Here is a 21,670-nt window from a genome sequence, read left to right on the forward strand (position 1 = left end):
TGAGGGCTGGAAGTGCGGTGCGTGCTGGGGGTGTTGAGGGTTCCGGTGTCGCCGTGACCGCCCCCTGGGTCCGTACCCGGCTGCGCTCCGCCCCCGGTGCCGCCTGGGCGCTGGCGCTGCTCGTCGTGGTGACCGCGTGTCTGGCCGCCTCTTTCCCGAGGGCGCTGGACCGGTACGAGGACGCCGGGCTGCGGCACGCCGTACGGCAGGCGGGCCCCGACCGGACCTCCGTCCAACTCTCCGGCCCACAGCCCGACTTCGTGCTCCCGCAGCAACAGCGCGAGGCGGACCTGCGCCCCGCCGAGCTCCGCCGGCAGTACGACAAGGTCCGTACCGCGGTCGGCCGTCCCCTCGTCATCGACCCCGCCCAGTCCGCGTACGGCGTGCGTCCCGCCGAGGACCTCGCAGTTCCGGACAGTTGGATACCGCGCCCGAACGGGTTGCCCGCGCACGTCTACCCCGCCGCCCAGAGCGACCTCGCCGGACACGCGACGGTACGGGAGGGCCGGTTCCCGCGCGCCTTTGGCCAGGTCACCGCGCAGACCCCGGAGATCGAGGCCGCGGTCACCGTCGCGACCGCCAAGAGCCTGCACATCAAGGTGGGTTCGGTCATCCACGTACCCGGCGAGGGACGCGCCCCGCTCGCCGTCCGCGTCACCGGCATCCTCACCCCGCGCGACCCCGCCGGCGCCTACTGGTCGACCCAGCCCGTGCTGCGCACCCCGACCCTGGTCGTCCTGCCGACGCCGGACCAGCCGAAGTACTGGCTCGGCGCCCTGCTGTTGGCCCAGGACGCGGCCCCCGCCCTCCTCGGCACAGCGGCGAAGCCGGTCGCGTACTGGCAGTTGGCCCCCGACCCGACGGCCCTGCACGCCCACGACCTGGACAACCTGAAGGCCGCCGTCGCCGCACTCGAATCGGGCCCGGGCCTCCAGCGGGTCCGCACCTACACCGACCCCGACACCGACCTGAGCACCGGTCTCGACGACGTGTTCACCACCTTCGGCCAACTCCGGTCCGGCATTCGCCCGTTGACCGCCGTCGCGGCCTTCGGCACCGGCGCGGTCGCCGTCGTCGTGCTGCTCATGGCGGGCGGCCTCACCGCGGACCGCCGCCGCACCGAACTCGCCCTGCTCCGCGCCCGCGGCGCCTCGCTGCGCGGCCTCACCGCCCGCCTGCTCGCCGAGACGGCCGTGATCGCCGTACCGGCAGGGGCACTTGGCCTGACGGCGGCGCTGCTGGCCGTCCCCGAGGGCCGCACCGGCTACGCCGTCGCGGCCGCCCTCGCGGTCACCCTCACCGCGACCGCCGCGCTCCCCGCACGCGCCGCGCTCACCCACCGGGCCGTCCGCGTCCACGGCCCCCGCGAGGACGTGACGACCGTACGTCCCTCCCGGCGCCGCACGGTCGCCGAACTCACCCTGCTGGTGGTGGCGTCCGGCGCGGTGGAGGCCCTGCGCCGACGCGGCACGTCCGGCTCTGCGGAGGACCAACTGGTGTCGCTGGCACCGGTGTTGGTGGGTGTGATCGCGGCGCTGGTGCTGGTACGCGTGTATCCGTTCCTGCTGCGCGGGCTGGCCCGTCCGGCAAGCCGGCTGCGGGGCGCGGTGGGCCATCTGTCGCTGGCCCGGGCGGGCCGCACCTCCGTCTCCGCGGTACTGCCCCTGCTGGCCCTCCTCACCGCGCTCACCACGGCCGCGTTCGGCGGTTCGGTCCTCGCGGGTGTGAGCGACGCCCGTGACCACGCGGCGCTCCTCGCCGTCGGCGCGGACGCCCGCCTCGACGCGACCGCTCCCCTGCCGACCCAACTCCCCGGCGAGATCAGCCGGTTGCCCGGGGTGCGCGGTCTCGCCGAGGTGAGCATCACCGACGAGGCGAAACCCAGGGACGGTCTGGAGGCGGTCCCGCTGGTGGGCGTGAACCCCGGCGACTACGCGGAGTTGACGCACCACACGGGCCTGGGAGCCTTCACCGAGGGCCAGTTGACGCGCCCCGCGAACTCGGGCGCCGTCCTCCCCGCCCTCGCCTCGCCCTCCGTGGCCACCGCGTACGGCACCCGCCCCTTCCTCGTCCGGCTGCCGGACACCAGCGCGGTCACCGTGCGGATCGTGCTCGTCCGGGACGTGACCCCGGCCGTGTCCGGCGCCGACTTCCTGGTCGTGGACCGGTCCGGGCTGTCCGGTACGGCGGCCCGCCCGACCTCGCTGCTGGTGACCGGCGGCCGGGTGAGCGGGGCCGCGCTGCGCAAGGCGGCCGGGGCCTCGGCCGGGGTGACGGTACGCGCCGAGGAACGCGCCCGGTATGTCGACTCGCCGCTCCAGTCCGGCGCCGAGCGCATCTACACGGCGGCGGTGGCGGCGGGCGCCGGTTACGCCGCCGTGGCCCTCCTGCTCTCCCTCCTGCGCGCGGCCCCGGAACGCGCCGCGCTGCTGGCCCGCCTCCGCACGATGGGCCTCACGCGCGCCCAGGGCCGCCGTCTGCTGATCCTGGAGTCACTGCCCCAGGCCCTGTTGGCGGCGGCGGGCGGCGCGCTCACCGGCTGGGCGACGATCCGTCTGCTCGCCCCGGGCTTCGACCTGACGTCGGTGGCCCTGGCGTCGGCCCGAAACCCGGTCGGGGAGGCCCAGTTGAGAACCGACCCGGTGTCCCTGGCCGTCCCCGCGATCGGGGTGCTGCTGGTGGCGGTGGGGGTCGCGGGGGTGCAGGCGTGGTGGTCCGGACGGCGGGGATCCGTACGGGAGTTGAGGGCGGGGGACGCGCGGTGAGTCGTAGCGACACGGGGTACGGCGGAGGCAGTCGTAGCAACACGGGGTGCGGCGGAGGCAGTCGTAGCAACACGGGGTGCGGCGGAGGCAGTCGTAGCAACACTGCGTGCGGCGGAGGCTGTTGTGGCCGAGGAGACCGAGGAGATCGTCGATGACCACGAATCCCACGCTCGCCGACCTGGCGACCCGGGCCGCGGAGCGGCGTGACCGGCCCGCCTACGGCCATGACGCGCTGATCACCTGCGACCGTCTGGTCCGTATCTTCACCGCGGACGGGGTCGAGGTGCAGGCGCTCCAAGGGCTCGATCTCCTGGTCAGGGAGGGCGAGTTGATGGCCCTGGTGGGGGCCTCGGGCAGCGGCAAGTCGACGCTCATGAACATCCTGGCCGGGCTGGACACACCCACCGCCGGTGCGGCCCGGGTGGCCGACCGGGATCTGCTCGTGATGACCGCCAAGGACCGGCTCGCCTACCGTCGTGAGGTCGTCGGGTTCGTCTGGCAGCAGACCTCCCGCAACCTGCTCCCCTATCTGACGGCGGCTCAGAACATCGCCCTGCCCATGCAGTTGTCCGGCGTCCGCTCCGGACGCCGGGCGAAGGCCGAACGTGCCCTGGAACTCCTGGAGTTGCTGGAGGTCGCCGACTGCCGCGACCGGCGCCCGCGCGAGATGTCGGGCGGTCAGCAGCAGCGGGTGGCGATCGGGGTGGCCCTCGCCAACGCCCCGGCCGTCCTGCTCGCCGACGAACCCACCGGTGAACTCGACTCCCACACCGCCGAACAGGTCTTCGCCGCGTTCCGCACCGCGAACGAGCAGTTGGGCACCACCATCGTGATCGTCACCCACGACCAGGCGGTGGCCACCGAGGTCCGCCGCACGGTCGCGATCCGCGACGGCCGCACCTCCACGGAGGTCCTGCGGCGCAGCGAGGTCGACGCGACGACGGGCCACGAGACGGTCGTGGCGAGGGAGTACGCGATGCTGGACCGGGCGGGGCGGCTCCAACTGCCCGCCGAATACACGGAATCGCTGGACATGCGGGACCGGGTGGCCCTGGAGCTGGAGTCGGACCACATCGGCGTGTGGCCAGACGACAGCGAGCGGCGCTGACCGTGCTCAGCAGCGAGCGGCGGTGAGCGTGCTCAGCGCACGCTGACGCCGAGCGCCCCAAGTCCCGCCCTGCGGACGGCGATCGAGCCGTACGGGGTGCGGAGCCGCAGCCACGCGCCCGACGAGAAGAGGCCCGACTCCCCACCGGGGCGCAGGAATCCGAGCGACTGGGCCGCGTGTACGGCGCGCACCGGGAGCGAGGTCTCGCCGACCGTGCGGGACCAGATCTCCCGTCCTATGCGGTCGAGTTCGGCGCGCGTGCGGGCTTCGGGGGTCAACTCCTGGGTGCGGGAGCGGAATTCGGCGACTCCGGCCGCGATCATCCCGCGCAGTGCCTGCGGGCCGGGGAGGCCGGACTCGGGGGTCCAACCGCGGCGGGGCGGCAGGACGCCGGCCCAGGGCGGGCCGGTCACCGCGGCGGGTACCCCGGCCGTGGCCGCCGACTCGTCGAGCAGTTCCAGGAGTTCACCGGCGGAGACGGTCACGTCGAGCGTGACGTCGAGACCGTCCTCGTACGGCTTCGCCAGGCGCACCGCGCGGATGGCGAGGACCTCGAAGGACGGCGGCCGACCGAAGACGGCGAGCGCCGTGCCGGCCGCCTGGAGGCGGACGGCGGCGGCGCGGTCGTAGTGGAGCAGCCGGGAGAGGAAGGCCGCGAGGTCCGCCGCCTCCCCTTCGTCGGCGAGGTGGAGGACCGTCATGCGGCGACGGCCTCGTCCTCGGCGTCGTCCCGGTATTCCTCCAGGAACTCCCGTTCCGCGTCGGTGATCCGGCGCGGGCGCTGGGCCGCGAAGTCGAACGGGACGACGACCGTGGAGGCCCGGACGTAGACCAGGTCGCCGTCCTTCACCTCGTACGTGATGGTGAAGGACGCCGCCCTGATCTCCGTGATCCACAGCTCGATGTCCACGGGTGCGTGGCGGTGGACGAGCTGGCGTTTGTAGTCGATCTCGTGGCGCGACACCACCGACCCCTGCTGGAACTCCTTGTCCGGGCGGAACAGGAAGTCGATACGGGCTTCCTCCAGGTAGCGGAGGAAGACCACGTTGTTCACGTGGCCGTACGCGTCCATGTCCGCCCAGCGCAGCGGGCAACGGTAGATGTGGCGCAAGAAGATCAGCCCCGGGTCAGCTTCTTGTAGGTGGCGCGGTGCGGACGAGCCGCGTCCGCACCGAGTCGCTCGACCTTGTTCTTCTCGTACGACTCGAAGTTGCCCTCGAACCAGTACCACTTCGACTCGCCCTCGTACGCGAGGATGTGCGTCGCGACCCGGTCCAGGAACCAGCGGTCGTGGGAGATGACCACGGCCGCACCGGGGAACTCGAGCAGCGCGTTCTCCAGCGACGACAGGGTTTCCACGTCGAGGTCGTTCGTGGGCTCGTCGAGGAGCAGCAGGTTGCCGCCCTCCTTGAGGGTCAGCGCCAGGTTCAGGCGGTTGCGCTCACCACCGGAGAGGACACCGGCCGGCTTCTGCTGGTCCGGGCCCTTGAAGCCGAAGGCGGAGACGTACGCCCGCGACGGCATCTCGACCTGACCGACGTTGATGTAGTCGAGCTCGTCGGAGACGACGGCCCACAGCGACTTCTTGGGGTCGATGTTGGCGCGGCTCTGGTCGACGTAGCTGATCTTGACGGTGTCGCCGACCTTGATGGAGCCGGAGTCCGGGGTCTCAAGGCCCTGGATCATCTTGAACAGCGTGGTCTTGCCCGCGCCGTTGGGACCGATGACCCCGACGATGCCGTTGCGCGGCAGCGTGAAGCTCAGGTCGTCGATGAGAACCTTGTCGCCGAACGCCTTGGAGAGGTTCTGGACCTCGACGACGATCGAGCCCAGCCGCGGGCCCGGCGGGATCTGGATCTCCTCGAAGTCCAGCTTCCGCATCTTGTCGGCCTCGGCCGCCATCTCCTCGTAACGGGCGAGGCGCGCCTTGGACTTGGTCTGACGGCCCTTGGCGTTGGAGCGAACCCACTCCAACTCCTCCTTGAGCCGCTTCTGGCGCTTCTCGTCCTTGCGGCCCTCGACCTTGAGGCGGGCGGACTTCTTGTCGAGGTACGTGGAGTAGTTGCCCTCGTAGGGGATCGCGCGGCCGCGGTCCAGTTCGAGGATCCACTCGGCGACGTTGTTCAGGAAGTACCGGTCGTGCGTCACGGCGACGACGGCGCCCGCGTACTTCTGGAGGTGCTGCTCCAGCCAGTTCACCGACTCGGCGTCGAGGTGGTTGGTGGGCTCGTCGAGGAGGAGCAGGTCCGGGGCCTCGATCAGCAGCTTGCAGAGCGCGACGCGGCGCTTCTCACCGCCGGAGAGGTTGACGACCGGCCAGTCGCCGGGCGGGCAGCCCAGCGCGTCCATGGCCTGCTCCAGCTGCCCGTCGAGGTCCCAGGCGTTCGCGTGGTCCAGGTCTTCCTGGAGCTTGCCCATCTCGTCCATCAGGGCGTCCGAGTAATCGGTCGCCATCAGCTCGGCGACCTCGTTGAAGCGGTTGAGCTTGCCCATGATCTCGGCGGCGCCGTCCTGGACGTTCTCCAGGACCGTCTTGGTCTCGTCCAGCTCCGGCTCCTGCATGAGGATGCCGACGCTGAAACCGGGAGTCAGGAACGCGTCTCCGTTGGACGGCTGCTCAAGGCCCGCCATGATCTTGAGAACGGTGGACTTACCGGCACCGTTCGGCCCGACCACACCGATCTTCGCGCCGGGCAGGAAGCTCAGCGTCACGTCGTCAAGGATGACCTTGTCGCCGTGCGCCTTGCGCGTCTTGCGCATGGTGTAGATGTACTCAGCCAAGAGAAACCGTCCGGCAGCTTGAAATCTGGAGTGGGCAGATGTACTCCATCTTGCCTGAGGTCCCGGCTTGGGTGGTAACTCGTTTGGCCGGGGGGCTGTGAGCTGGGGGTTCGCCCGGTGCCCTGTCTCACCATCCGCAGTCGATGTCCGTCATTCCGCCCCGGACGACCGGATCGGTGCCCGAGCCACTGACCACCAGCAGGCCGCCGTCCCGCTCCCAGTCCAGCCTGTAGGTGCCCGCGGCGACGGGCCGGTAGCCGTCGTCGACCACCCAGGAGCCCGCCTCGCCCCAGGCCAGACCGGTGCGCCCCACCGCGTACGCCTCACCGTCGCCGATCATGAGGAACGACGTCTCCCGTACGACGGCCATGCAGCCGCCGGGGCCCGTGGGGCGCAGCACGTGGTACCGGGCGTCCGAGATCAGGTCGTCCAGCGCTCCCCAGGCGATGCCGGAGACCGCCGCGACGATCAGCAGCACGGTCACCGGCCGCAGCCACGCGGGCCGCACCACCGGGGGCAGTACGGCATCGACCCGGCGCCCTGCCCGCACGAAGGCCCGCCACAGGACGAGCGCGAGCACGAACAGCACCGCGCTCACTCCCCAGCCAGGGACCACCCGGCCGCCTACGACAAGGAGGAGGTCACTCCAGCCCGCCACTGCGCCGAGGGCCAGGCTCCCGACGCCCGCCGCGGCGAGGACACCGGGCGACAGCTCCGGGCCGGGGTGCGCACGCGCTCCGAGCGTCACGGCGAGCCCGGGCCGTCAGCCCTGGTTCGGCTTGCGGTCCCGCAGCAGGACCAGGGTCGTGGCGCCGATGCCGACCAGGCCCAGGGCGAGGACCGTGATCATCGGGGTGATGCCGGAGCCGCCCGTCTCGGCGAGGTTCGTGTCGACGCCGGCACCGCCGACCGTCGCCGGGCTCGGCTCGCTGAGCGTCTGCGTCACGGCACCGCCCGCGTCGCTCTGCGTCCGGCAGTCGAGGACCCCGGTGAACCGCTTCTCGTAGCCGTTCGGCCCCGTGATCGTGAAGTCGTACGCCTGGTCCTCCTGGAGCGGGACCGTCACCGTCGCGGACTTCCCGGCGTCGATGCCGTGCTCGACGCCCATCAGCTCGAAGGTGAACGTCGCGTCGCCCTGGTTGGCGGCGGTGATGTCCAGGGCGCCCTCGGCACAGTTCTTCCGCGCCGACAGTGCCGGTATGGCACCGGTCTCCGCCCAGGTCGCGCTCGCGGCCGCGGCGACCGTCGACTCGCTGGAACCGGCGAGGATCTGCGTCTGGCTCCTGCTCTCGGAGGTGAAGGCCCGGCCGACGGGCACGGTGGTGGAGGCCTGCACGGTCAGGTCGGCCGACCCGGCCCCCGCGTCCGCGGGCACGTCGAAGAACACCTGGCTGCCGTCCGCCGCCGACGTGACGACCTTGCCGTCCTTGTCGACGATGCGGACCTTGGTCGTGGCCGCGTCGGCGGGCGGTGTCACCGTCACCCCGCTCGCGTTCGTGTGCACGGTCACCGGGCCGAGCCGCTCACCGGGGTGGCCGGAGACCGCGGGTGGGTCGAGGGTCAGCGAGGCCTTCGGCTCCGCCACGTTCCGCGCGCTCTTCTCCAGGTAGTCCGCGAGCTTCTCCGCCTGCGGGTCGACCGCGTCGACGTCGGCGCCGTCCGAGTAGCGCCAGATGGCCACCTGGGTACCGGCCGCCGCGTCACTCTCGGTCAGGCCCTTGGTGCCGGCCTTCGCGGAGAGCGCCGCCAGGTCGTTCACCTGCGGGTAGGAGTGCTGAAGGATCCAACTGATCTTGCCCGCGCTCTTGTTGGCGCCCAGCGACGTGCCGCTCCACGCGGTCTCGTGGTACTTGGCGTCCCGCTGGGTGGGGTTGCGGAGATCCACGCAGTACGTCTGGAGGGTGCCGCCGCCGTCCACGGACATCTCGAACAGGCCCGCGGAGACCTGCACATCGGCGGCGCCGTCCTCGTGGAGCACGGCGGACCCGTAGGTCTTGAGCCCGCCTATCGTCGCCGTCGCCCCGCCCTGGGTCTGCGGTGTCTCGTCGGCGACGGCCGGGCCGGCACCGGCCAGCACTCCGGCGGCGACGAGTCCGCACGCCCAGGTCGCGGCGACGAAGCGCACGGCGCCTCGGCCGCGCAGGGACAGCGCGGAGAACACAGACAACGCAGGTGACACGGAATTCCCCTTCGAGCAGGACCCGTCGGCGTGGGAGTGCGGTCCCACCAGCAGAATCAAAGCGCCGGGAACTGTGCCCGAGCTATGCCCGGCATCCTAGGGACGCGGGCACACCGCCTTCTCCAGTCGGGTCATCCGATAACCGATCCGAATCGGAATCGTTATCCCCAAGATCGCCAGCGAGCAGGGCTTATCGACAAATCCACCGGGTCTTTCGGAGCGCATTCATCGATAAGCCGCAGTTCGATCAGCTCGGGGCATTCACTGACATCACGTCACCACGAGGGGCTCCGCGCGCTGTTGACCGGAATGCTCCTGGCCGACGGAATCGGACTCCGCGGCCGAATCCCCGCCCGGCGTCTCCCAGTCGGGCTCGGGCCGGGGCGGAGAGGCCGCCGTCTCCTGCTTGTTGGCCCGGCGGAAGGCCGACGTTCCGCGTGCCAGGTCGTGGCCGACCGCTACCGCGTCGATGTCCGCCGAGGACCAGCTCGGCTGTCCCTCGCGCACGTCCGTCCGCACCTTCAGCCGGCCCTGGACGACGACGGGGTCGCCGACCGACAGCGACGCCGCCACGTTCGTGGCCAGCTGGCGGTTGGCCCACACCGTGAAGAAGCTGGTGTGGCCGTCCGTCCACACGCTCTTCTCGCGGTCGAAGTACCGCGCGGTCACCGCCAGCCGGAACCGCGCCGACGGTCCCGTCGCCAGGTCCCGGTACATCGGCTGGGTCGCCACATTGCCGACCGCGCAGATCGTGGTGTCGTTCATCGCTCGTCCCTCCCTGCCCCGCCCCCGCGGGGCCGGGCGGAAACGCGTACGGGCCCGTCCCGTACGGCTGCAGTCAGACTGCCTCCGCCGAGCCGGGCCCGCCGAGCGCTGTGGACCACCGCCCACCTGTGGAAAACCTCGTCACCCGGACGAGGGAACGACATTCGGACCTCGGTTCACCCGGCCCCGATACCCGCCCCCGTGACCCGCGCGTACTGCTCCCGCACCTCCCGGTACCGCAGCAGCTCAGCGGCCAGCGGGTCGAGCACCCGCGCCCGTCCGCATCCCGCCGCCGCCTCCCGCAACCGGCGTTCCGCGTCGAGGCCGTAGCGCCGGGCGGGGCCGCGGGCCGCCAGCCGGCAGCTCCACTCGACGAGCGGGCCGCCGATGATGCCGGCCACCATCAGCAGCACCGGCACGCCCAGGTTCGGCGCCATGAAGCCGATGATCTGGCCCACCAGCCAGAGCCCGCCGACGACTTGGAGGATCGTCATGGACGCCTGCGCCAGGACCGCCGCCGGCCACCAGCCCGGCCGCGGCGGCCGCCCCACCGGCAGCCCGGCCCGCGCCGCCAGCTCGTCCAGCGCCTCGGGCAACCCCTGCGCCCCGCGTACGGCCGCCTCGCGCACCGCCTGCGCCCACGGCGCCGGGAGCCCGCCGGAGGCCCGGTCGGCGACCGTACGGACCGCCTGTTCGACGCGCTGGCGCGCCGTGGCCTCCTCGTCCGCCTGCGCGCGGACCGGCAGTCGGCCGGTGACGGGTTCGCGCCGGTCGTTGTACCAGCGCCACAGCCGCAGCCAGGGCGTGCCGCAGGCGCGGTTGGCGTTGCGCAGCCAGGCGCGCTCGGCGGCCTCGCCCGCCGCGGTGGCGCCCACCGAGTCCGCGAGCCGCGCGGCGAACTCGTCCCGCGCCTCCTCGCTGAGCCCGGTGCGCCGCCCGGTGGCGTAGACGGGGCGCAGTCGCCACGCGGCGGCGTCCACATCGGCCGAGATCCGCCGGGCGGCGGCGCCGCGGTCCGCAACGAACTGGCCCAGGACCTCGCGCAGTTCGGGAATGCCGTCCCCCGTGAGCGCTGACAGGGAGAGCACGGTCGCGCCGGGTTCGCCGTACTCCCCGAGCGCGATCCCGTCCTCGTCGAGCAGTCGCCGAAGATCGTCGAGGACCTGGTCGGCGGCCTCCCCTGGGAGCCGGTCGATCTGGTTGAGGACGACGAACATGACCTCCGCGTGGCCCGCCATCGGCCGCAGATAGCGCTCATGGAGGATCGCGTCGGCGTACTTCTCCGGATCGACGACCCAGATGACCGCGTCGACGAGCGCCAGTACCCGGTCGACCTGCTCGCGGTGCGCGACGGCCGCCGAGTCGTGGTCGGGCAGGTCCACCAGGACGAGCCCGCGCAGCTGGGCCTCCATCTCGGCGCTCTGCAGGGGGCGCCTGCGCAGTCGTCCCGGGATGCCGATCCGGTCGATGAGGGTGGCCGCGCCGTCGCTCCAGCTGCACGCGATGGGTGCGGCGGTGGTGGGCCGTCGTACGCCCGTCTCCGAGATGGCCACTCCGGCGAGCGCGTTGAAGAGCTGCGACTTGCCGCTGCCGGTGGCGCCCGCGATGGCGACGACGGTGTGCTGCCCGGAGAGCCTGCGCCGCGCGGCGGCCTCGTCGAGGACCCGCCCCGCCTCCGCGAGAGTCCCGCTGTCGAGCCGGGTCCTGGAGAGCCCCACCAGTTCGCGCAGCGCGTCGAGACGGGACCGTAGCGGCCCGTCGTACGCCAACGGGGCCGGGACGTGGGCGGCTTGTGCGGCGTGCGCGCTGTGCGCGGCCCGCGCGCGGGAGGCCCTGATCTCCACGGCGGCGGCCTGCTCCGCCGCGGTGGTCTCGTTGACCCGCCGCGCGATCAGCCCGTCGTCCCAGGCGCCGGCCGATTCCTCGGGGTCCGCCGGATCCGCGGACGCCTTGGACTCCGTACGCCGCGAGGTGTCGGCGTCGGCCCGCACGCGCGCGTGGCCGTCCGCCTCCTCCGGGGCACCCGCCTCCTCCGCGTCCTCTGCAGGGAGGCCGTTTGCGGGAGTTGACATTGAATCGCCCTCTACGGGGGAGGCATTTTCGGGGTGCTCGTCCTGGGCGGCGACCGCGTCCCCGGTGTGCGTGACGTGGTCCATCTCGTCCGTGTGGTCCTGGTCAGTGACGGCAGTCACCGGTCACCTCTCCTTCTGCAGTACGGACAGCGCGGCGATGAGTTCGGCCTGGGGTTCGGGGTGCACCTCTAGGGCGTCGAGCGGAGCGAGCCGCCGTTCGCGCTCGGTGTGCACGACCCGGTCCAGATGGTCGTTGAGCAGCCGCCCGGCCCGGTCGCGCAGCCGCAGCGCGCCGTGGGCGCCGATCCGCTCGGCGAGCCCCTCGCCCGCGGACCGCGCTCTACGGCCGCCCAGCAACGCGGTGGCGACCAGGGCGGCGACCACCTCGGGATCGGGCGCGATGCTCCGGTCGAGGTCGGCCACCTCCTCCTCGGCGTACTCCTCCAGCTCGCGCCGCCACCGCCGTACGGCCATCCCGATGCGGTGCTCGGCGCTCTCCAGGGACGGATCGCGCTCGGTGAGCTCCGGGGCGCCCGCGGCCGGTTCGCGGCGCCAGGCGTCGTCCACGCGCTCGTCGGCGGCCGTGACGGCGCACAGCAGCAGTGCGGCGAGGCTCTCCGCGAGAGCGTCGAGCAGTTCGCCGGCGGAGCAGTCGAGCGGGAAGGCGCGCCAGCGCTTCAGCGCGTCCCCGGCGAGCACGGTCCCGGCCTGCAACCGCCCCCGCACACGCGCGTGCTCGCTGTCGTACGCCCCGTCGACGGCGGCCGTGAGCCGGAGCGCGGCCGCGTACTGGGCGGCGGCGGCGCTGGCCAGTTCGGGCATCCGCGACTTGAGCGAGTCGAGGACGCCGTAGGCCGTGCGCGCCATGGACTCCTGCCGGGCGCCCGGGTCCTGGGCCTGCTGGACGAGCCAACTCCGCAGGGTCGCCACGGCGCTGGCCGGGAGCAGCCCGCCGCCCCAGGCGGATTCGGGGAGTTCGGGCACCGTGAAGCGGGGGACGTCGCCGAGGCCGGCCTTGGCGAGCAGGGCGCCGTACTGCCGCGACACCTCGGACACCACCTGGTGGGGCACCCGGTCGAGGACGGTCACCAGGGTCGCGTTGTGCTCCTTGGCCGTGCGCAGCAGATGCCAGGGCACGGCGTCGGCGTAGCGGGCGGCCGTGGTGACCATGACCCAGATGTCGGCCGCGCAGATCAGTTCGGCGGCCAGCACCCGGTTGTCGGCCACCAGGGAGTCGATGTCGGGCGCGTCCAGGAGGGCGACCCCGCGCGGAAGGGTGTCGGCGGTCTCGATCCGCAGCACACGCATACCGTCCTCACCGGGGAGGAGCAACTCGTCCCCCGGGTCCTGATGGGGCACCCACACGCGCGTGAGATCGGGCAGCACCCGCATGCCGCTGAACCAGTGATGGTCCTCCGGGTGGCAGACGAGCACCGGTGTACGGGTCGTCGGCCGCAGCACACCGGCCTCGCTGACCCGGCGCCCGACAAGGGAGTTGACGAGCGTCGACTTCCCCGCACCGGTGGAGCCGCCGACCACGGCCAGCAGCGGTGCTTCGGGTTCTTTCAGGCGGGGCACCAGATAGTCGTCGAGCTGGGCGAGCAGTTCATCGCGATTGGCACGCGCGCGTGGAGCCCCCGCCAGGGGCAGCGGGAAGCGTGCGGCGGCGACACGGTCGCGCAGGGCGGAGAGTGCGTCGAGCAGCTGAGGCCGTACGTCCAAGGTCACCACATGTGAAGAATGCCCAATTTTGGGGGAATTCTGAAGCATATGAGCATGTCTGCGCGCCGACGGAACACAACGGACGGAAGGGATGACTGGGGCATGGGCACAGTCCAGGCATAACGAGTGCACAACACCCGTGGCCCGGGGCACCAAAAGCGATGCACGATTCGTACCTGCCTGCGATTATCAGGACCGCTTCACTGAACCTCCACATCGAGCCACGGAGGTGAAGCAACAGGGACAAGGACCCGGGAGCCCTATCCTTGTCCCCGGCAACGTCACGGACCGGCCCACACCCGGGCACACCACGACCGAGGCCACACACCCGGCCCCCGTAGCTCAGTGGATAGAGCAGGCGCCTTCTAAGCGCTTGGCCGCAGGTTCGAGTCCTGCCGGGGGCGCTTCGCGTACATCCCGTGTCCGCCCTCCCTCCGGGAGGGCGTTTTTGCTGGTCAGGCGCATAATAGCGAGCACGGCGTCACAGCGGCGTAAGGCCGCGTCGGCCGCACCCCTTTCCAGAGCCGGGAAGAACGGCACGCAGCTTGAGGGAGAGCCGCGTACCGGATCATCCTTGACGCCATGAGTCTCGCCTCCGCCTCCTTCGGCCCGCCCGCCACGGGCCATTACGCCCGCGACTGGGCCCTCGTCGACGTGGAGACCTCCGGGCTCGTGGCCCGGCGGGACCGGGTGCTGGCCGTCGCGGTGGTGACGATCGGGCCGGACGGCGAGCAGACCGGGGAGTTCTCCACCCTGCTCGACCCGGGGTGCGACCCGGGACCGGTGGAGGTGCACGGCCTGACCGCCGAGCGGCTGCGGGGCGCTCCGACCTTCGACCAGGTCGCCGGGCGGATCGGGGCGATGCTCCAGGACCGGGTCCTCGTCGCCCACAACGCCCAGTTCGACTACGACTTCCTGGCCCACGAGTTCGCCCGTGCGCGGATGTGGCTGCCGGTGTCCCAGCGGCTCTGCACATTGGCTTTAAATCGTCAGGTGGACCCGCCCACGGACGACATGAAACTGGGCACACTGGCCGCCCACTACGGCGTTCCGCAGCAGCGCGCCCACGACGCCCTGGACGACACCCGGGTGCTCGCCGGCATCCTGCGGGCGTCGCTGCGCGAGGCGGCACGGCTCGATCTGCCGTTGCCGCTGGTGAGTTGCCCGCCGCGCGCGGAATCACAGTTCACGCCGAAGCCGCCCAAGACACCGTGCGCGTACCGCAATCCGGGCCGGATGGCCCCCGGCGGCCCGCTGCTGCAGGGCATGAAGATCACCATAACCGGTGAAACCGCCCACGCCCGGGCCGAGTTGACCGGGCGTGCCGTCGCCGCCGGCCTCAACATGATGACCTCCGTGAGCCGTCACACCAGCGCGCTCGTCACCAACGAGCCGACGTCCGGGTCCACGAAGGCCCGCCGCGCGGCCGCCGAGGGCGTACCGGTCATCGACGAGCCCACGTTTCTGAGGCTGTTGGCCGACGTGCGGGACGGGACGGCGCATGAGGCGACGACCACTTCCGCCCCAACCCCATCACCAACGACGGGAGTTCAGGCCACCGAACCCGAATCATCCACCTCGACACCCGCCCCGCCAGCCCCCTCCCCCGGCACGACGACCGTCCCCGCGCCCCGCCAACCCGGCGCCCCCGCACACGACTTGGCCAGACCGCTGACCGGCCGCCGCGTACTGGTGCTCGGCGGCGACCACACCGATGCCGCCGCGGCCCGTACCCGCGTCGTGGAACTGGGCGGTTCCGCGGCGGTCAACCTGTCCGCCGGCGTCACCGACGTCGTCGTCCTAGCCGACGGCGAGAAGGACCGCCGCATGAACCGCGTCGTCGCCCTCCAACTCCCCCTGCACGAAGCGAGTTGGCTCACTTCCCCGAACGCGTCGGACACAACGAACACGACGGCCGCCCGGCCGAAGGAACCGCACGTGATGCCAAGGGGCGGCGTCATCGACCTGCCCATGCCATCCGGCACACCCGCGCCAGGACTCGCACCAGAACCCGCACCGGGACCCGCGCCCGGACCGGCACCAGAACCCGCACCCGAGTGGCACCTCACCGTCAGCTGGGCTCCGCAGTCGGTCTGCGAGATCGACGTCGTCGCGTTCATCCTCGACGAGGACGAACAGGTCACCTTCGACGAGGACTTCATCTTCTACGGCGCCCCGGAGAACCCCGCCGGCACCGTGCGGCTCCTCACCGGCGGACCCGCCGAACAGACCATCGCCCTCGACCTCGCGACCCTGCCGCCCGCGACCCGCAAGGTCGTCGTCGCCGCGGCCATCGACGGCCCGGCCACCTTCGGAACGGTCGGCCCGCTCCAGATCGGCGCGGCCCCCGGCACCAGCGGTCCGCCCCTCACCCGGGCCACCCTGGACGCCGCGACGACCGAACGCACCCTGCTCCTCGCGGAGTTCTACCGCAGAGGCCCGCGCTGGCGCCTGCGCGCCGTGGGCCAGGGCTACGACCACGGCCTCGACGCCCTCGCCCGCGGATACGGGGTCGACATCGCCGACTGAGCTGTGGCACCCCGGGGGAAGGGAGGTGGAGGCGGACAGCACGCCGTAGAGCCGTAGAACACGTGTCCGCCCGCGGCCCACGTGCCGCCGTAGGCGCTCCGAGCCGCGCCGCTCATGGCCGCCGCCCCGCTCAGGATGGCGGGCCCGAGCCTGCGAGGAGCCCGGGGCCCGGCAACCCGACACCGTCGAACGAGTGAAGGACGGACAGCCCTCCCCGCGGAGCGCCGGAGGAGCGCCGACCCGGTGATGCCCCGGTGATGACCTGGCGACGGCCCGGATGCGGAGCGGAGTCACCCGTGCGGATTTTGTCCGGTCCGCCCGTTTCCGACCCCGGCTTCGAACGGCGCCCGCCCCCGACGGCCCCGGAGACCGCACGCCCCAACAGCCAACCCCTGACGACGAGTTGGCGACGCGGACTCCGCCTCCGCCACCCCCGAGCACACGCCGGTGTTTCGGCCCGGTTTCCGTTACGTCCCGATGGATACGTAATGGTCAAGAATTAGCCCCGAACGCTTGTGGGATTCGGCAAGGCCGACTCATCATTGGCCGAATCCCGCCCCTCCCCACCCCCGTCCCCTGTCCCTCGCCCCTCGCCCCCTCCCCACTACCCCGCAGGAGCCCCGGTGGCCGCTGGTCAGATCGCCTCCGAGCCGGCCGGCACGCCGACCGCCGCTCAGACGGAGCGGCAGAAGCTGCGCAAGCACTTCGGCCGTTTCGACATCCTGTTCTTCCTGCTCTGCACGATCGTCGGCGTGGACACGATCGGCACGGTCGCCAAGAAGGGCGCCGAGGCGTTCACCTGGCTCATCGTGCTGGCCGCGGTGTTCTTCGTCCCCTCGGCGCTGCTGATCGCGGAGCTCGGCGCCGCGTTCCCCGAGGAGGGCGGCCCCTACATCTGGACCAGCCGGGCCTTCGGCCGCCTCGCGGGTGCCGTCAACAACTTCCTGTACTGGATCACCAACCCGGTCTGGCTGGGCGGCACCCTCGCCGTCTCCGCCGTCACGGCCTTCACGACCTTCTTCAACGACGGCAAGGACCTGAGCACCCCCGCCTTCTACGTCTTCGCCCTCGTCTTCATCTGGGTCGGCGTCCTCGCCGCGATCCTCTCCTTCGACGTCGGCAAGTGGATCCCCACCATCGGCGCCTGGAGCCGCTTCGTCCTCCTCGGCCTCTTCACGATCACCGTCGTCATCTACGGCATCAAGCACGGCCTGCACGGCTTCGGCCCCGGCGACTTCTCCCCGACGTACGCGGGCTTCGTAGGCCTGGTCCCCGTCCTGATGTTCAACTACGTCGGCTTCGAACTCCCCAACACCGCCGGCGACGAGATGACCGACGCCCAGAAGGACGTCCCCTTCGCGATCTTCCGCAGCGCCGGCCTCGCCGTCCTCCTCTACGCCCTCCCCATCCTCGGCATCCTCCTCGTCCTCCCGGTCAAGGCCATCACCGGCCTCGGCGGCTTCCTCGACGCGATCCGCCAGGTCTTCACCGTGTACGGCGGTGACGTGGCAGCCGACGGCACCGTCACCAGCAGCGGCGCGGGCACGGCCCTCGGGGACATCGCCGCGGTGCTGTTCATCCTCACGGTGCTGTCCTCCGGCGTCACCTGGGTCATGGGCTCCGACCGCGCCCTCGCCGTCTCCGGCTACGACGGCGCCGCGCCGCGCTTCCTCGGCGTCATCTCCAGCCGCTTCGGCACTCCGGTCCGGGTCAACATCCTCAGCGGCCTGGTCTCCACCCTGGTCCTGGTCCTGGCCCACCAGCTGACCAACGGCAGCGCGGCGAAACTCTTCGGCGCCGTTCTCGGTCTCGCCGTGTCCACCACGCTGGTCAGCTACCTGGGCATCTTCCCGGCCCTGGCGGTCCTGCGCCGCAAGGCCCCGGACGTCCCCCGCCCCTACAGGGCGCCCTTCCCCCGCACCATCAGCACGGTCCTCACCGTGCTCATCCTGTTCGCCAGCGTGCAGCTGATCGCCCCCGGTTTCGGCGACCACTGGTTCGGCGCCGACTACCTCCCGGACGGCTGGACCCACGCCGAACGCTGGAAGTACCTGCTGACCGAGCTCGTACCGCTCCTCGGCTTCATGCTCCTGGGCGTCCTCTTCTGGGCCCTGGGCAAGCCGACCCGGACGGCCAACTCGGTCTCGCTCGCGAAGGAGTAGCGTTCCCGTCGATCACCGGAGAACCGGGAACCGACAGAAGGAACCGAACCGCCGTGCCCCTGCGCTGTGTTGTCCTCGACGACTACCAGAACGTGGCGACCGAACTCGCCGACTGGTCACCCGTCGAGGACACCGTGGAGGTCGTGAGCCTGCGCGAACACCTCGACGACGAGGGCGAGTTGGCCGCCGCCCTGGCCACCGCCGACATCGTCGTCACCCTGCGCGAACGCGTCCCCTTCCCCGCCTCGCTCCTCGCCCGGCTCCCCCGCCTGAAGCTGCTGATCGCCTCCGGCATGCGCAACACGGTCATCGACCACGCCGCCGCGAAGGCGCACGGCGTCACCGTCTGCGGTACGGCCAGCTCCTCGACACCGCCCGTCGAACTGACCTGGGCGCTGCTGCTCGGCCTCGCCCGCGGGATCGTCGATGAGGCCAACTCCCTGCGCGGCGGCGGCCCTTGGCAGCAGACGGTCGGCGCCGACCTGCACGGCCGTACCCTCGGGCTGCTCGGGCTCGGCAGGATCGGCAGCCGTGTCGCACAGGTGGGCCTCGCCTTCGGCATGCGCGTCACCGCGTGGAGCCAGCACCTCACGAAGGAGCGCGCGGACGAGGTCGGCGTGCAACTCGCCGCGTCCAAGGAGGAGTTGCTCGCGGACAGCGACTTCGTCTCGGTCCATCTCGCCCTGGGCGACCGCACCCGCGGTCTCCTCGGCCCCGCCGAACTCGCCCTGCTCAAGCCCACCGCGTATCTGATCAACACCTCGCGCGCGGCGATCGTCGACCAGGACGCCCTGCTCGCCGCGCTGCGCGAGGGCCGGATCGCCGGCGCCGGGATCGACGTCTTCGACACCGAGCCCCTCCCCGCCGATCACCCCATGCGCACGGCCCCGCGCCTGCTCGCGACACCCCACCTCGGCTATGTGTCGCGGGCCAACTACACGACGTACTACGGCCAGGCCGTCGAGAACATCCAGGCCTACCTGGCGGGCTCGCCCGTACGGCAACTGCCGTAGAAACCGAGACCCTTACGACAACTGCCGTAGAAACCGAGGCCCGTACGGCAGTTGACGCCTGACCCGCGCGTCACGCTGCCGCTGCCGGCCGCCGGTAGACGCCCTCGCTCCGGCGCAGGTGGTGGAGGTCCACGAGGTAGCGCCGGAGCGTCACATGGTCGACCTCGCCCTCGTCGCACCAGGCGCGCAGCTTCTCGTTGACCGTGCGCTCGGGGTACTCGACGCCCGGGGCGAAGGTCTGCTCGGCGATGTGCTGGAGCACCACCTGCTTGCGGGTCCACTGGGCGGGGAGGCGGATGAGGCGGCCGCCCCGGACGAAGGTCCGCAGGATCATGTCGGTGTGCTCGTCGCCGGTGACCGGGCCGGCCTCGACCGGCTCGGCGTCCTCGCGGGCCAGCTTCTTGAACAGGTCGTAGTCGACGCGGAGTTCACCGTCGTCCATGGTCTTCACCACGCCCTGTTCGCGCAGCCGCAGCAGGGCGACGGCCGTACCCCTCGGGGTCAGCCCCGCCACCTCGGCGACCTGCTCGGAGGTCTCGGCCCCCAGGGCCACCGCCGCGAAGGCGCGCACACGGTTCTGCTCGGCGAACAGACGGAACAGTTGGTCGGTTGCCATGTCCGGAGGCTAATGGACACCCGCCCGCGGGGGGCAGCGAATTTCCGCCGTCGAACATCCGCGCCCGGCGCTCGAAGCCGTGTTCAAAAAGGTGATCCCCGCGTCCGCGCCGTTACCAGCCATGCGCCGCCGCGTTGAACTCCAAGTGCGGCGGCGAGTCCTGCCGCCGTACTCATCGAACCAAAGGAGAACGTGATGTCTCGCATCGCGAAGGTGGCCGTCGTCGCCCTCGGCACGGGTGCCGTGGCGCTCGGTGGCGCCGGCCTGGCCATGGCGGACGCGGGCGCGCAGGGTGCGGCCGTCGGTTCGCCCGGCGTCCTGTCGGGCAACGTCGTGCAGGTCCCGGTCCACATCCCGGTCAACGTCTGCGGCAACACCATCAGCGTGATCGGCCTGCTGAACCCGGCCTTCGGCAACACCTGCGCCAACGTGAGCGGCCACGGCCACCCCGGCCACCCCGGCCCGGGCGGCTACGGCGGCAACGGCTACGGCCACTGATTCGACCGCACGCTTTCGGCCGCACGCGCGGACGGACGTACGCGAAGAGCCCCGGCACCTCAGGCGCCGGGGCTCTCCCCATGTCCGCACATCCACTACCGGTCAGGCGTACCGGTAGATCGCGCTGACGTCCTCCAACTGCTCCGGCGTCACGTCCCACGGCGGCATCCGCTCCTGCCGTGCCACGACCCGCCCCTCCTGGTCGTCGCCCGCGCCCGGCGGCTTCGCCGGAAGGTAGCGGGCGCCGCGGTGCCTGGCCTGCCAGCGCGACCACTGCAGGTCGATGAAGGCGTGGTGCAGCCAGAACACGGGGTCGTTGACGGAGGCGCCGCCGAGCATCACGCCTCCGACCCACTTGTGGACCCGGTTGTGGTTGCGCCAGGACGCGCTGCCGGCCCCGGTGCCCCACCCTTCGAGCCGGTTGCGGAACCCCGTGCGGCAGGTCGAGTCCCAGGGCGAGACGTCGTAGACGGGATCGGCGAGCGCCCCGTCCAGGTCGCTCTTCGTCGGCAGCGCGATCGGGGCGCCTGCCCGGCCCAAGTCCCTTGTGAGGTACGGCTCGTCGGTGATGTTCTCGGTGAGCTTCCACTTGCCCGCCGCGTACGCGAACGGCCCGGTCGTCACCTGGTGGTCGGAGCGCCGCCCGGTACCGCCGAGCAGGTCCTTGGTCCAGGGCGTGGAGGTCGCGGAGCGTTCGCGCGTCCAGTCCCAATAGGGCACCGTCACCGAGGAGTCGACCCGGCGCAGCGCCCGCTCCAGGTCCAGCAGGAACTGCCGGTGCCAGGGCAGGAAGGAGGGCGCCATGTGCGCCGAGCGCAGTCCGTACTCCCCGTCGGGCACGAAGTACTCGATGTGGGTGCGCACGAACTCGTCGTACTCGCCCCGCCGTTTGACCTCCAGCAGCGCCGCCACGAACCGCCGCTTCTCGGCGCTCGTGAGTGTGCTGACGTCCTTACGCGTGTACGCCATGGTCTCCCCCCATGTGCATCGGCCCGTTCGCCTCGCTCAGCTCCCGGCCCGGGCTCAGCTCGTCGACCGCCGCGCGGGTCGCCTCCAGAGCCGTCGGGTACGAGCGGTAGTGGTCGACCATGCTCAGCCAGGTGCCGTCGGCCCGCCGCATCAGATGCAGCGGCCGCCCGTCCACCGTCACCTCCCAACTCCCCCTCAGCACACCGTGGATACGACGGCCCCGGTACGTCTCGTCGAAAGCGGTGTCCCCGGGGTCCTCGCCGGAACGCGTGGGCCGCGAGGCCGCGACGACGGGCACGAGGGCCACGGCGAGCACGGCACCGAACGCCCCGCGCAGCGCCTCCCGCCGCGTCCCGCGCACCGGCCCGGGTCTGACCGGCTCCCGGCCCACGGGTACTCCACCGACGCTCACACTCATGGCCCAACTCCCTCGTCCGTACGGCTCGTTCGAGGGGCTAACCGATCGGCGGCCCGTGCGGTCACCCTCCGCA

The 21,670-nt window shown here is 71.8% G+C and carries 17 protein-coding genes and 1 tRNA gene; 7 read left to right on the forward strand and 11 right to left on the reverse strand.

Features of this window, described 5'->3' with window-relative positions:
- Positions 1 to 53 precede the first annotated feature (53 nt).
- Together R2B38_RS13135 and R2B38_RS13140 are read left to right on the forward strand one after the other, a co-directional pair.
- The gene (locus tag R2B38_RS13135) at positions 54 to 2,765 is read left to right on the forward strand and encodes an FtsX-like permease family protein (RefSeq protein WP_318016393.1); all 2,712 of its coding nucleotides are present in this window, start codon (positions 54 to 56) and stop codon (positions 2,763 to 2,765) included.
- Positions 2,766 to 2,916: 151 nt separating this feature from the next.
- Positions 2,917 to 3,873: an ABC transporter ATP-binding protein gene (locus tag R2B38_RS13140; RefSeq protein WP_318016394.1), complete on the forward strand. Its 957-nt coding sequence runs from the start codon at positions 2,917 to 2,919 to the stop codon at positions 3,871 to 3,873.
- A gap of 32 nt (positions 3,874 to 3,905) precedes the next feature.
- On the opposite strand, the gene R2B38_RS13145 is transcribed toward R2B38_RS13140, so the two are convergent.
- From R2B38_RS13145 to R2B38_RS13180, 8 genes are all read right to left on the reverse strand, one after another.
- On the reverse strand, positions 3,906 to 4,574 hold the full coding sequence (locus tag R2B38_RS13145; protein ID WP_318016395.1) for a hypothetical protein: 669 nt from the start codon (positions 4,572 to 4,574) through the stop codon (positions 3,906 to 3,908).
- On the reverse strand, positions 4,571 to 4,984 hold the full coding sequence (locus tag R2B38_RS13150; protein ID WP_318016396.1) for an acyl-CoA thioesterase: 414 nt from the start codon (positions 4,982 to 4,984) through the stop codon (positions 4,571 to 4,573). The genes R2B38_RS13145 and R2B38_RS13150 overlap by 4 nt, the downstream gene beginning before the upstream one ends.
- A gap of 5 nt (positions 4,985 to 4,989) precedes the next feature.
- Complete coding sequence (ettA, locus tag R2B38_RS13155; RefSeq protein ID WP_318016397.1) at positions 4,990 to 6,654, reverse strand: energy-dependent translational throttle protein EttA; 1,665 nt, start codon at positions 6,652 to 6,654, stop codon at positions 4,990 to 4,992.
- Positions 6,655 to 6,781: 127 nt separating this feature from the next.
- A complete protein-coding gene (locus R2B38_RS13160; protein WP_318016398.1) occupies positions 6,782 to 7,402 on the reverse strand; it encodes a hypothetical protein in 621 nt (206 codons plus the stop codon).
- A gap of 15 nt (positions 7,403 to 7,417) precedes the next feature.
- Complete coding sequence (locus R2B38_RS13165) at positions 7,418 to 8,833, reverse strand: Cys-Gln thioester bond-forming surface protein (RefSeq protein ID WP_411978447.1); 1,416 nt, start codon at positions 8,831 to 8,833, stop codon at positions 7,418 to 7,420.
- A gap of 270 nt (positions 8,834 to 9,103) precedes the next feature.
- The gene (locus R2B38_RS13170) at positions 9,104 to 9,598 is read right to left on the reverse strand and encodes a single-stranded DNA-binding protein (protein ID WP_318016399.1); all 495 of its coding nucleotides are present in this window, start codon (positions 9,596 to 9,598) and stop codon (positions 9,104 to 9,106) included.
- A 176-nt stretch (positions 9,599 to 9,774) separates the two neighbouring features.
- The gene (locus R2B38_RS13175) at positions 9,775 to 11,790 is read right to left on the reverse strand and encodes a YfjP family GTPase (protein WP_318016400.1); all 2,016 of its coding nucleotides are present in this window, start codon (positions 11,788 to 11,790) and stop codon (positions 9,775 to 9,777) included.
- 3 nt (positions 11,791 to 11,793) lie between these two features.
- Positions 11,794 to 13,401, reverse strand: coding sequence for a dynamin family protein (locus tag R2B38_RS13180; RefSeq protein ID WP_318016401.1), 1,608 nt, complete (start codon positions 13,399 to 13,401; stop codon positions 11,794 to 11,796).
- A 322-nt stretch (positions 13,402 to 13,723) separates the two neighbouring features.
- On the opposite strand from R2B38_RS13180, the gene R2B38_RS13185 reads away from it, so the two are divergent.
- From R2B38_RS13185 to R2B38_RS13200, 4 genes are all read left to right on the forward strand, one after another.
- Positions 13,724 to 13,796: transfer RNA gene (locus R2B38_RS13185), tRNA-Arg, on the forward strand.
- A gap of 178 nt (positions 13,797 to 13,974) precedes the next feature.
- A complete protein-coding gene (locus tag R2B38_RS13190) occupies positions 13,975 to 15,921 on the forward strand; it encodes a TerD family protein (RefSeq protein WP_318016402.1) in 1,947 nt (648 codons plus the stop codon).
- Between the two features lie 623 nt (positions 15,922 to 16,544).
- Positions 16,545 to 18,083, forward strand: a complete 1,539-nt coding sequence (locus tag R2B38_RS13195; protein ID WP_318016403.1) for an APC family permease — start codon at positions 16,545 to 16,547, stop codon at positions 18,081 to 18,083.
- A 53-nt stretch (positions 18,084 to 18,136) separates the two neighbouring features.
- Positions 18,137 to 19,096, forward strand: a complete 960-nt coding sequence (locus tag R2B38_RS13200; protein ID WP_318016404.1) for a D-2-hydroxyacid dehydrogenase family protein — start codon at positions 18,137 to 18,139, stop codon at positions 19,094 to 19,096.
- 70 nt (positions 19,097 to 19,166) lie between these two features.
- Here R2B38_RS13200 and R2B38_RS13205 read toward each other — a convergent pair whose 3' ends face one another.
- The gene (locus R2B38_RS13205) at positions 19,167 to 19,712 is read right to left on the reverse strand and encodes a DUF2087 domain-containing protein (protein ID WP_318016405.1); all 546 of its coding nucleotides are present in this window, start codon (positions 19,710 to 19,712) and stop codon (positions 19,167 to 19,169) included.
- Between the two features lie 195 nt (positions 19,713 to 19,907).
- On the opposite strand from R2B38_RS13205, the gene R2B38_RS13210 reads away from it, so the two are divergent.
- Complete coding sequence (locus tag R2B38_RS13210; RefSeq protein ID WP_318016406.1) at positions 19,908 to 20,210, forward strand: chaplin; 303 nt, start codon at positions 19,908 to 19,910, stop codon at positions 20,208 to 20,210.
- A 102-nt stretch (positions 20,211 to 20,312) separates the two neighbouring features.
- Here the strand turns inward: R2B38_RS13210 and R2B38_RS13215 are convergent, their stop codons facing one another.
- The gene (locus tag R2B38_RS13215) at positions 20,313 to 21,179 is read right to left on the reverse strand and encodes a tyrosinase family protein (protein ID WP_318016407.1); all 867 of its coding nucleotides are present in this window, start codon (positions 21,177 to 21,179) and stop codon (positions 20,313 to 20,315) included.
- Complete coding sequence (locus R2B38_RS13220; protein ID WP_318016408.1) at positions 21,163 to 21,597, reverse strand: tyrosinase family oxidase copper chaperone; 435 nt, start codon at positions 21,595 to 21,597, stop codon at positions 21,163 to 21,165. Before R2B38_RS13220 ends, R2B38_RS13215 begins: the two co-directional genes overlap by 17 nt.
- Positions 21,598 to 21,670 lie beyond the last annotated feature (73 nt).

The organism is Streptomyces sp. N50 (assembly GCF_033335955.1).
Lineage (GTDB): Bacteria > Actinomycetota > Actinomycetes > Streptomycetales > Streptomycetaceae > Streptomyces.